Below are 9,157 nucleotides of genomic sequence, written 5' to 3' on the forward strand. Positions count from 1 at the left end.
CCGCTCCTCAGAATACCGTGCAAAGCACCTCGCCGCCAACATTGGCGGTGCGTGCATTTGCGTCCGACATCACACCTTTGGAGGTGGAGACAATCGACACCCCGAGGCCCTGGCGGACCGACGGGACGTCATTACACGCCATGTAGACGCGACGACCGGGTTTGGAGACCCGCTTCAGTTCGCGAATGACGGGCGTGCCCTCATAGTACTTCAGGCTGATCTCGAAGGCCGGGTGCCCGTTGGCACCGGTGGCCTTGTCGTAACCCCGGATGTAGCCTTCGTCCGCGAGCACGTCGAGAACCCAACCACGCAGCTTGGATGCGGGGGTGAGAACCGTCGACTTGCCGCGCATCTGGCCGTTCCGGATACGGGTCAGCATATCGCCGATAGGATCGTTCATCGCTGTCCCTCCCTTACCAGCTGGACTTCACGAGGCCGGGAACCTGACCGTTCGAGCCAAGCTCGCGCAGCATGATCCGGCTGACTTTCAGCTTGCGGTAGTAGGCGTGCGGACGCCCCGTAAGCTGGCAGCGGTTGTGAAGACGGGTCGGAGAGGAGTTGCGGGGCAGTTTCGCCAGTTTCAGGCGAGCCTTGAACCGCTCTTCCATCGGTTTGGATTCGTCGTTCGCGATCTCTTTGAGCTCGGCGCGCTTGGCAGCGTATTGTTCCACCAGCCGCTGACGCTTCTTCTCGCGTTCGATCATGGATTTCTTTGCCATGGTCCTATGATCCCCTTAGCTGTTGAACGGCATGTTGAAATGCTTCAACAGCGCCTTGGCTTCCGCGTCGGTTGCCGCGGTGGTGCAGATGACGACGTCGATCCCCCAGACTTCATCGACCTGGTCGAAGTTGATCTCGGGGAAGACGATGTGTTCCTTGATGCCCATGGCATAGTTGCCACGACCGTCAAAGCTCTTGCCCGGGACGCCGCGGAAGTCGCGGACGCGGGGCATGGCGATGGTGATCAGGCGATCGAGGAACTCGTACATACGTTCGCCACGGAGCGTCACCTTCGCGCCGAGCGGCATGTCCTCGCGAACGCGGAAGCCGGCGATCGACTTCTTCGCTTTCGTGACGACGGCCTGCTGACCGGCGATCTTGGTGAGGTCGTCAGCGGCCGTCTTGGCCTTCTTGCTGTCCTTCACCGCTTCCGAGCCAGCGCCGATGTTCAGGACGATCTTGTCCAGGCGCGGGATCTGCATGTCGTTCTTGTAGCCGAACTCTTCCTTCATCGCGGGACGGATCGTCTCGCGGTAGACGGAGCGGAGCCGGGGCGTGTAGTTCGCTGTGTCGAGCATCAGATCACGTCTCCCGTGGTCTTGGCGAAGCGGACCTTCTTGCCGTCTTCCATGCGGAAGCCGACGCGGGTTGCCTTGCCGTTGCCGTCGACGACGGCAATGTTGGAGAGGTCCAGCGGCATCGCCTTGGGCGTGCGACCGCCCTGGCTCGTCTGGGACTGCTTCTGGTGACGCACGGCCATGTTCACGCCATCGACGACGGCCTTGCCGGCCTTCGGATCGACGGAGTTCACTTCGCCGGTCTTGCCCTTGTCCTTGCCGGCAAGGACGACGACCTTGTCACCTTTGCGGATCTTGGCGGCCATCAGAGCACCTCCGGAGCGAGCGAGATGATCTTCATGAAGTTCTTCGCGCGCAGCTCACGAACCACCGGCCCGAAGATACGGGTGCCGACCGGCTCGTTGTTGTTGTTCAGGATGACGGCGGCATTGCGGTCGAAGCGGATCGCGGTCCCGTCTTCACGGCGGACTTCCTTGGCGGTGCGAACGACGACGGCCTTGCGGACGTCACCTTTCTTCACACGACCACGCGGAATGGCCTCTTTGACGGAAACGACGATGATGTCGCCGACCGATGCGTAACGGCGGTGGGAGCCGCCGAGGACCTTGATGCACTGCACCCGGCGAGCGCCGGAGTTGTCAGCGACATCCAGATTGGTCTGCATCTGGATCATTTAGGTTTCTCCCGACCTATGGGACCACCCGCCGTTGGCGGGACGTGGACCCCAGGGTTTCGTTCAAACCGGGATGTGATGCCTCAGGAGGCAATCACCTCCCAGCGCTTGGTCTTCGACTTCGGTGCACATTCCTGGATGCGGACAATGTCACCAACGTTGAATTGCTCGGTCTCGTCGTGAGCCCGGTATTTCTTCGACTTCCGGACGGTCTTCTTCAGCAGCGGGTGCTTGAAGCGACGCTCGATCGAAACGGTCACGGTCTGGGCGTTCTGCGTGGAGGTCACGGTGCCTTGGAGGATACGTTTGGGCATCTATCAGGCCTCCGATGCGGCGCCGGCCGCTTTTTCGTTGAGGATGGTCTGCACGCGAGCCACGTCACGGCGGACGGACTTCATGCGCGCGGTATTCTCGAGTTGGCCGGTGGCCTGCTGAAAGCGCAGGTTGAAGGCCTCTTTCTTCAGGTTGACAAGCTGGTCGCGGAGCTCGTCCGCGGTCTTGTCACGCAGGTCGCTGGCGGTCATGTCGCCGGTTCCTTCTTGGTTTCAACATCACCGGAGGGCCCCTGCCCGTTAAGTGCGGGGTCACCCTGATTCCCGGTGGAGGATGGATGAGCGCCGCCTATAGCCGTCATGAGGCCGTTACGCAACTCTGAATCGGCAGAGAACCCGCTCGCTACGCTGCCTTCAGCCTTTCGGGGAAGGCGTCGATCAACGCCTGCCGCGAGGAGGCGACACCGTCGGCGTAGCCGAGGGCAGAGATGGATCGAACCGATTTCTCGGCATCGACGATGTCCGCGAAGCCGATCGGCGCCTGGTACGTCCGGCCGACAGACAGGAAATAGTCGAGGAACTTGAAGGAGGCGGTCGAGTGGATTTCCCGCCCCGCGACCCAGGTGTTCGGTACGCCGAAGGCATCGGCGATAATGAGCCCGTGCAGTGACGCCGAAAAGACATGCCGACAGGCCTGGATCTGGTCCGCGACGTCGAGCGGATCGTCGTTGCGCGGATCGATGAGCACGAAATCATCGCTCCAGGGCAGAGCCGCGATCTGCCCTTTGGTCTGCGGGTCCTTGAAGTCCCCATGGTGCGGAATCACCCCGACCCTGTCGCCCCGCTCCACTTCTGTCTTGGCGAGCTCTGACAGGATCAACCCGGGATCGCCGAACGGCAGCTGGCCGAGCCCCAGCAGCGAGGCCGTGATCGGACCACGGACCGCGGCGAAATCGACGTTATCGACGAAGTCCGTCTTGTGCGGTCCCATCATGCCGGTGCCCCAGATCGTGGGACGGTTTTCCTGTGGCTGATTGTAGCCACGACGAGCCCGGATCATGATCGAGCCGACGGCGAACAGGTCGACTTCCGACCGGTCGCCGAGGATCACTTCCCGGCCCGAGACGTGGGACACGACGAGCGGGCTCAGCGCATCACCGAAGTTCGGACGTCCGCTCCACCAGCTCAGCCTCAGCGGCTCCTGCTTCGCCATCGACAATACCCTCGTTCTGCATCGCAATGATCGGCAGCCTAACGAAACGCGTTGCGCCGAGATACCAATCTGGTCGGCTGGGCCAAACTCCGAGCCGAAGCTATGCCGCGCTACCCTTCCGAGGCGACCTTCATCTCTTCGGCGAACTGCTTGCGCAGTTTCTTGCGCAAGCCCGCGGCACGTTTGCGGCGGTCTTCGGTTTCGGTCAGCACCGCCAGTTCGGGGACTTCGGCCGGCTTGCCGTCGTCGTCCACGGCCACCATCGTGAAATAGCAGGAGTTGGTGTGGCGCGTCCGGCCCGATGTGATGTCCTGCGCCTCGACGCGGATGCCGACTTCCATCGAAGTGCGGCCCGCGTGGTTCACCGAGGCTCGGAAAGTCACCAGCTCTCCGACATTGATCGGCTCCTTGAAGACGACCTGGTCGACCGACAACGTCACCGCGTAGCGATGGGAGAAGCGGGAGGCGCAGGAAAAGGCCACCCGGTCCAGCAGGTTCAGCAGCGCCCCGCCGTGCACCTTGCCGCTGAAGTTCGCCATGTCGGGCGTCATCAGAACCGTCATCTCGAGCTTGCGCGCATCCATCCGCTCAGCCCCAGGCGTAATTGAAGGAGACCGAGATCCGGTCTTCCTCGGCCATGTTCATCGGCACTTCATGGCGCAGCCAGCTTTCCCAGAGCAGTACATCGCCCACTTCAGTCGGGACGGAGTGAAAGGTCTTCAACTCTTCCCGGACACCTGTCTTCCGGATCGGCGCGGCCATCATGAAGGGCAGTCGCGGGTCCTCGAGCTTCAGGGCGGACGTCCCCTCCGGCATTGCGACGTAGGTCGTTCCGGAGATGACAGAATGCGGGTGGATGTGGCTACCGTGGACACCGCCCTCGGGCAGGATGTTGATCCAGATGTCCTCGAGCTTCAGCTCCTTGTCGCCGAGGTCGAACTCGAGGTCCTCGGCGAAGGCCGCGACATGCGCATCGAGCGACTTCACGACGTCGGCGAATATCGGAAAGCGCCAAGGCAGGTCCGTGAGCGAGGCATAGGAGGTGTAGCCGGGATAGCCGTGCTCTTCGCACCAGTCCTGTCCCGCGTCATCGTCCTGCGCGATCGAGTAGCAGGAATTGGCCAACTCGTCCGGGTCGATCGCCGGTCCGTGCTCGGACAGCGGCGCATGGTAGAGGCGTGTGGCGAAAAGGGACTTGAGCTTGGGCATGTCGAACTCCGGTTATCCGCGCCGGTTTCGCACCGGCGGCGGGGGAACGGCAAGCGAATCTCAACCTTTGCCACCGATGACGGTCCGAACTGAGGATATGGGGTCCGCGAATGGCGAGGTGGCAGTTCTTTTGCGCGGCATTGGTCGCGCTGATGTCAGGCGTCGTGCCGGCCTTCGCGCAACGCGCGTCGATCCTCGACACTGCGGCGGCCCCTCTGATCGCGGCCGACCGAAGCGGCGTCGCCGGGGTGGGCCGCAACGGCAGCCTCTTCGTCGACCGGGCCGTCACTGGGTATTTTGCACCTGTTGTCGTCTCTGCCTCGCGGTCGGCGGAGAGGTTCAGTTCCGCCAGCCAACTCGATCGTCTGATGGACCTTATTGCAACGGCGGAGGCCGGAGCGGACGGATATGACGCAGTCCAGTACGGGGCGCGGGTGCGCCCTCCCCGCCCCCCGACGCAGATGCGGCTGGGCGAGATCACGGCCTGGATCGCAGCGACTCCTGGTCAGCCCCATGCGATAGGGCGTTATCAGTTCATACCCACAACCTTGGCCCGGTTGGCGGAACAGGTCGGCGTGCGCGCGGATGAGCTGTTCTCGCCGGCTCTGCAAGATCGACTGGCCGTCGAGCTGTTGCGCGAGGCCGGCCTGACGAAATTCCAGTCGGGCGACCTGGACCGGGAGAGCTTCATGAACAACCTCGCCCGAGTCTGGGCGGGACTGCCGACTTCGTCGGGGCGCTCCTATTACCACGGCCACGCCGGGAATGCCGCGACGATGACGTGGGTCACGTTCGAGCAGGAGATGGCAGCGATTTATCCGGAGAACGACGCCTAACGTCCGACGGGGCCTCTCGTGTCGCCTGCGCAGCGTGCGCTTTCAATGCGCACCCGGAACGACCCGCAACTCGATGCGCATCCGTCCTTGGCGCCTTCATCGGGTGCATCTTGGATGCATATGTGCCGGATGCGCATCGAGCGCGCATCCTACGCATGAAAAACGCCCCGGCCTTTCGGCAGGGGCGTTTTCAGATCTCATGGTCCGGGGCGGCGCCCCGCGAACCTTACCAGTCCTCGCGGACCACGGTGCGGGTCTTGATCGGCAGCTTCATCGCGGCGAGGCGCAGGGCCTCACGTGCGGTGGCTTCGTTCACGCCGTCGATCTCGAACATCACGCGGCCCGGCTTGACCTTGGCGGTCCAGCGGTCGACGGAACCCTTACCTTTACCCATGCGAACCTCGATCGGCTTCGCGGTGACCGGAAGGTCCGGGAAGATACGGATCCAGACACGGCCCTGACGCTTCATGTGACGCGTCATGGCACGACGGGCGGCTTCGATCTGACGAGCAGTAACCCGCTCCGGCTCAAGGGCTTTGAGGCCGTAGGTGCCGAAGTTGAGGTCCGATCCGCCTTTAGCGAGGCCGTGGATACGGCCCTTGTGCTGCTTGCGGAATTTCGTGCGTTTCGGTTGAAGCATGACTTACTCCTTACCGGCCACGGGGACCGCGGGGAGCGGGGCCGTCTTGCAGCTCCTGCGCCTTGCGGTCACGTGCCTGGGGATCGTGCTCCATGATCTCGCCTTTGAAGATCCAGACCTTGATCCCGATGATGCCATACGGCGTTACGGCTTCGCTGTGCGCGTAGTCGATGTCGGCGCGAAGGGTGTGCAGGGGCACGCGGCCCTCGCGGTACCATTCGGTCCGGGCGATCTCGGCACCGCCGAGGCGGCCCGCGACGTTGACCCGGATGCCGAGCGCACCCATCCGCATGGCGTTCTGAACGGCACGCTTCATGGCACGACGGAAGGACACACGGCGCTCGAGCTGCTGGGCGATGCTCTCACCCACCAGCGCGGCGTCGAGCTCGGGCTTGCGGACCTCGACGATGTTGAGGTGCAGCTCGGAGTCCGTCATCTTGGCGAGCTTCTTGCGAAGCACCTCGATGTCGGCGCCTTTCTTGCCGATGATCACGCCCGGACGCGCAGTGTGAATGGTCACACGGCACTTCTTGTGCGGACGCTCGATAATCACGCGGGAAACACCGGCCTGCTTGCACTCGGTCTTGATGAACTCGCGGATCTTCACGTCTTCCAGGAGAAGATCACCGTAGTCCTTCGTGTCGGCGTACCAGCGGCTGTCCCAGGTGCGGTTGACCTGGAGGCGCATCCCGATCGGATTGACCTTGTTACCCATTAGGCTTGCTCCTCGACCTGGCGGACCTTGATGGTGATTTCCGAGAACGGCTTCATGATCCGGCCGAAACGGCCACGACCACGGGGCCGGCCACGCTTCATCACCAGGTTCTTGCCGACGTAAGCCTCGGCGACGACCAGTTCGTCGACGTCCAGGTTGTGGTTGTTCTCGGCGTTGGCGATCGCGGACTGAAGGCACTTCTTCACGTCCTGCGCGATCCGGCGCTTGGAGAAGGTCAGGTCCGTGAGGGCCTTGTCCACCTTCTTGCCGCGGATCATGCCGGCGACGAGGTTGAGTTTCTGCGGAGACGTGCGAAGCATGCGCAGTTTTGCCATCGCTTCGTTGTCTGCCACGCGGCGGGGGTTCTTTTCCTTGCCCATGACTTACTTCCGCTTCGCTTTCTTGTCGGCTGCGTGACCGTAGTAGGTCCGCGTCGGCGAGTATTCACCGAACTTCTGGCCGATCATGTCCTCGGACACGTTGACGGGAACGTGCTTCTGGCCGTTGTAGACGCCGAACGTCAGGCCCACGAACTGGGGCAGGATCGTCGAGCGACGGGACCAGATTTTGATAACGTCGTTCCGACCGGACTCGCGGGCCTTCTCGGCCTTCTTGAGCACGTAGGAATCGACGAACGGGCCTTTCCAAACAGAACGGGTCATGGATTACCGCCCTTTCTTCTTGGCGTGACGCGAGCGGATGATCAGCTTCTGCGACGCCTTGTTCTTGTTCCGGGTGCGCGCACCCTTCGTCGGCTTGCCCCACGGGGTAACCGGGTGACGGCCACCAGAGGTCCGGCCTTCACCACCACCGTGCGGGTGGTCGATCGGGTTCATGACGACACCGCGGACGCTGGGACGCTTGCCGTAATGGCGGTTGCGGCCGGCTTTACCGATGTTCTGGTTGCTGTTGTCGGGGTTCGACACGGCACCGACGGTCGCGATGCATTCCTGGCGAACCATCCGCAGCTCGCCCGACGACAGGCGGATCTGCGCGTAGCCACCGTCACGGCCGACGAACTGGGCGTAGGTGCCCGCGGCGCGTGCGATCTGGCCGCCCTTGCCGGGCTTCAGTTCGATGTTGTGAACGATCGTGCCGATCGGCATGCCGGAGAACGGCATCGCGTTGCCCGGCTTGATGTCGACCTTGGTGCCCGCGACGATCTTGTCGCCGACGGCGATCCGCTGGGGCGCGAGGATATAGGCCTGCTCACCGTCCGTGTACTGGATCAGGGCGATGAAGGCGGTGCGGTTCGGGTCGTATTCGATGCGGACGACGACGGCTTCGACGTCGTGCTTGTTCCGCTTGAAATCGACCACGCGGTAGAGGCGCTTTGCCCCACCGCCGCGACGACGCATGGTGATCCGTCCGGTATTGTTCCGGCCGCCCGACTTCGTCAGACCCTCGGTGAGGGACTTGACAGGACGTCCTTTCCAAAGCTCCGAACGGTCGATCAGAACCAGCCCACGCTGGCCAGGCGTCGTCGGCTTATACGACTTGAGTGCCATGTTTACTGTCTTTCCGTTGCTTTGCGGATCGCAAGCGACCCGGCTGTTTAAGGGCCCCAAAGGTCCCCGGTCGAATGTCCATTCAGGACAACAGCAAAGCCCCGGACGAATCCGGGGCTTTGCGGATGGGCGCTTTTAGGAATGTCAGGTCCCGGCGTCAAGCCTGATAGCCCATGAACCGCCCGACCCGGGCCAGTTCACGGGCCCACGGCACCGGAACGCCTTAAGCGGTTGCACGCCCGCTCTCCCCGCGCAAGAACCGGATCGATGTCACAGCGGACAAGGTGAAGAAATGAAGCTCAACGTCTATCTCGCCGGTGAAATCCACAGCGCATGGCGCGATGAAGTCATCGCAGCCTGCGACGGGCTCGAGATCGACTGGATGGGACCGGTGACCGATCATGCCGCTTCGGATGATTGCGGTGTCGAGATCTTCGGCGCGGAAGAGGACAAGTTCTGGCACGACCGCAAGGGCGCGCTGCTGAACGCTGTGCGGACCCGTACGGCGCTGGACCGGTGCGACGTGCTGGTCGTGTGCTTCGGTGAGAAGTACAAGCAGTGGAACGCCGCGTTCGACGCTGGCTATGCCGCGGCGAGGGGCAAGGCGATCATCGTGCTTCAGCCCCCGGAACATGACCATGCGCTCAAGGAAGTCGACGCCGCCGCAAATGCCGTGGCGCGGAGCCCGCAGGAGGTCGCGCGTGCGCTTCGCTACGTCACGACCATGACGCTCTAGGACAAGCCGGATGCATCAATAAGCGAAAGGGCCCCCGGCGCGAACCGGGGGCCCTTT

17 protein-coding genes are annotated in these 9,157 nt (G+C 63.0%); 2 read left to right on the plus strand and 15 right to left on the minus strand.

The annotated features are described in order from the left end of the window. Positions 1-7: 7 nt before the first annotated feature. From rpsH to I8N54_RS15900, 10 genes are all read right to left on the minus strand, one after another. Complete coding sequence (rpsH, locus tag I8N54_RS15855; protein ID WP_140196212.1) at positions 8-400, minus strand: 30S ribosomal protein S8; 393 nt, start codon at positions 398-400, stop codon at positions 8-10. 13 nt (positions 401-413) lie between these two features. Continuing rightward, the gene (gene rpsN / locus I8N54_RS15860; protein ID WP_140196213.1) at positions 414-719 is read right to left on the minus strand and encodes a 30S ribosomal protein S14; all 306 of its coding nucleotides are present in this window, start codon (positions 717-719) and stop codon (positions 414-416) included. A 15-nt stretch (positions 720-734) separates the two neighbouring features. Further along, positions 735-1,298, minus strand: a complete 564-nt coding sequence (gene rplE / locus I8N54_RS15865; RefSeq protein ID WP_140196214.1) for a 50S ribosomal protein L5 — start codon at positions 1,296-1,298, stop codon at positions 735-737. Beyond that, on the minus strand, positions 1,298-1,603 hold the full coding sequence (rplX, locus tag I8N54_RS15870) for a 50S ribosomal protein L24 (RefSeq protein WP_140196215.1): 306 nt from the start codon (positions 1,601-1,603) through the stop codon (positions 1,298-1,300). The genes rplE and rplX overlap by 1 nt, the downstream gene beginning before the upstream one ends. Next, positions 1,603-1,971 carry a 50S ribosomal protein L14 gene (gene rplN, locus I8N54_RS15875; protein WP_009574016.1) on the minus strand — a complete coding sequence of 123 codons (369 nt, stop codon included), beginning with the start codon at positions 1,969-1,971 and terminating at the stop codon, positions 1,603-1,605. The genes rplX and rplN overlap by 1 nt, the downstream gene beginning before the upstream one ends. 83 nt (positions 1,972-2,054) lie before the next feature. Beyond that, positions 2,055-2,285 (minus strand): 30S ribosomal protein S17, encoded by a 231-nt coding sequence (gene rpsQ, locus I8N54_RS15880; protein WP_140196216.1) that lies wholly within the window; start codon positions 2,283-2,285, stop codon positions 2,055-2,057. Between the two features lie 3 nt (positions 2,286-2,288). Then, positions 2,289-2,495: a 50S ribosomal protein L29 gene (gene rpmC, locus I8N54_RS15885; protein ID WP_140196217.1), complete on the minus strand. Its 207-nt coding sequence runs from the start codon at positions 2,493-2,495 to the stop codon at positions 2,289-2,291. Between the two features lie 151 nt (positions 2,496-2,646). Beyond that, positions 2,647-3,456, minus strand: a complete 810-nt coding sequence (locus I8N54_RS15890) for a polysaccharide pyruvyl transferase family protein (RefSeq protein ID WP_140196219.1) — start codon at positions 3,454-3,456, stop codon at positions 2,647-2,649. Between the two features lie 110 nt (positions 3,457-3,566). Continuing rightward, entirely contained in the window at positions 3,567-4,040 is a 474-nt protein-coding gene (locus I8N54_RS15895) for an acyl-CoA thioesterase (protein WP_140196221.1), read from the minus strand. A gap of 4 nt (positions 4,041-4,044) precedes the next feature. Continuing rightward, complete coding sequence (locus tag I8N54_RS15900; RefSeq protein WP_140196223.1) at positions 4,045-4,665, minus strand: TIGR02466 family protein; 621 nt, start codon at positions 4,663-4,665, stop codon at positions 4,045-4,047. A gap of 140 nt (positions 4,666-4,805) precedes the next feature. On the opposite strand from I8N54_RS15900, the gene I8N54_RS15905 reads away from it, so the two are divergent. After that, on the plus strand, positions 4,806-5,501 hold the full coding sequence (locus I8N54_RS15905) for a lysozyme family protein (RefSeq protein WP_231592699.1): 696 nt from the start codon (positions 4,806-4,808) through the stop codon (positions 5,499-5,501). 226 nt (positions 5,502-5,727) lie between these two features. Here I8N54_RS15905 and rplP read toward each other — a convergent pair whose 3' ends face one another. The 5 genes from rplP to rplB are packed head-to-tail and all read right to left on the minus strand — an operon-like array spanning position 5,728 to position 8,364. Continuing rightward, on the minus strand, positions 5,728-6,141 hold the full coding sequence (gene rplP / locus I8N54_RS15910) for a 50S ribosomal protein L16 (RefSeq protein WP_140196227.1): 414 nt from the start codon (positions 6,139-6,141) through the stop codon (positions 5,728-5,730). Between the two features lie 10 nt (positions 6,142-6,151). Further along, complete coding sequence (gene rpsC, locus I8N54_RS15915; RefSeq protein ID WP_140196229.1) at positions 6,152-6,856, minus strand: 30S ribosomal protein S3; 705 nt, start codon at positions 6,854-6,856, stop codon at positions 6,152-6,154. Further along, a complete protein-coding gene (gene rplV, locus I8N54_RS15920; protein ID WP_140196231.1) occupies positions 6,856-7,236 on the minus strand; it encodes a 50S ribosomal protein L22 in 381 nt (126 codons plus the stop codon). The genes rpsC and rplV overlap by 1 nt, the downstream gene beginning before the upstream one ends. Before the next feature lie 3 nt (positions 7,237-7,239). Next, positions 7,240-7,518 (minus strand): 30S ribosomal protein S19, encoded by a 279-nt coding sequence (gene rpsS, locus I8N54_RS15925; protein ID WP_140196233.1) that lies wholly within the window; start codon positions 7,516-7,518, stop codon positions 7,240-7,242. A 3-nt stretch (positions 7,519-7,521) separates the two neighbouring features. Then, positions 7,522-8,364, minus strand: a complete 843-nt coding sequence (gene rplB / locus I8N54_RS15930; protein ID WP_140196235.1) for a 50S ribosomal protein L2 — start codon at positions 8,362-8,364, stop codon at positions 7,522-7,524. A 292-nt stretch (positions 8,365-8,656) separates the two neighbouring features. On the opposite strand from rplB, the gene I8N54_RS15935 reads away from it, so the two are divergent. Continuing rightward, positions 8,657-9,100: a YtoQ family protein gene (locus I8N54_RS15935; RefSeq protein ID WP_140196237.1), complete on the plus strand. Its 444-nt coding sequence runs from the start codon at positions 8,657-8,659 to the stop codon at positions 9,098-9,100. The last annotated feature ends 57 nt before the right edge of the window (positions 9,101-9,157 follow it).

The sequence above is a fragment of the Pelagovum pacificum genome (assembly GCF_016134045.1).
GTDB classification, from domain to species: Bacteria; Pseudomonadota; Alphaproteobacteria; order Rhodobacterales; family Rhodobacteraceae; genus Oceanicola; species Oceanicola pacificus_A.

Excerpts from the sequence above, each read along its gene's own strand:
- rpsH (WP_140196212.1), bottom strand. The coding sequence starts at position 400 with ATGAACGATCCTATCGGCGATATGCTGACCCGTATCCGGAACGGCCAG.
- rpsN (WP_140196213.1), bottom strand. The coding sequence starts at position 719 with ATGGCAAAGAAATCCATGATCGAACGCGAGAAGAAGCGTCAGCGGCTG.
- rplE (WP_140196214.1), bottom strand. The coding sequence starts at position 1,298 with ATGCTCGACACAGCGAACTACACGCCCCGGCTCCGCTCCGTCTACCGC.
- rplX (WP_140196215.1), bottom strand. The coding sequence starts at position 1,603 with ATGGCCGCCAAGATCCGCAAAGGTGACAAGGTCGTCGTCCTTGCCGGC.
- rplN (WP_009574016.1), bottom strand. The coding sequence starts at position 1,971 with ATGATCCAGATGCAGACCAATCTGGATGTCGCTGACAACTCCGGCGCT.
- rpsQ (WP_140196216.1), bottom strand. The coding sequence starts at position 2,285 with ATGCCCAAACGTATCCTCCAAGGCACCGTGACCTCCACGCAGAACGCC.
- rpmC (WP_140196217.1), bottom strand. The coding sequence starts at position 2,495 with ATGACCGCCAGCGACCTGCGTGACAAGACCGCGGACGAGCTCCGCGAC.
- I8N54_RS15890 (WP_140196219.1), bottom strand. The coding sequence starts at position 3,456 with ATGGCGAAGCAGGAGCCGCTGAGGCTGAGCTGGTGGAGCGGACGTCCG.
- I8N54_RS15895 (WP_140196221.1), bottom strand. The coding sequence starts at position 4,040 with ATGGATGCGCGCAAGCTCGAGATGACGGTTCTGATGACGCCCGACATG.
- I8N54_RS15900 (WP_140196223.1), bottom strand. The coding sequence starts at position 4,665 with ATGCCCAAGCTCAAGTCCCTTTTCGCCACACGCCTCTACCATGCGCCG.
- rplP (WP_140196227.1), bottom strand. The coding sequence starts at position 6,141 with ATGCTTCAACCGAAACGCACGAAATTCCGCAAGCAGCACAAGGGCCGT.
- rpsC (WP_140196229.1), bottom strand. The coding sequence starts at position 6,856 with ATGGGTAACAAGGTCAATCCGATCGGGATGCGCCTCCAGGTCAACCGC.
- rplV (WP_140196231.1), bottom strand. The coding sequence starts at position 7,236 with ATGGGCAAGGAAAAGAACCCCCGCCGCGTGGCAGACAACGAAGCGATG.
- rpsS (WP_140196233.1), bottom strand. The coding sequence starts at position 7,518 with ATGACCCGTTCTGTTTGGAAAGGCCCGTTCGTCGATTCCTACGTGCTC.
- rplB (WP_140196235.1), bottom strand. The coding sequence starts at position 8,364 with ATGGCACTCAAGTCGTATAAGCCGACGACGCCTGGCCAGCGTGGGCTG.
- I8N54_RS15935 (WP_140196237.1), top strand. The coding sequence starts at position 8,657 with ATGAAGCTCAACGTCTATCTCGCCGGTGAAATCCACAGCGCATGGCGC.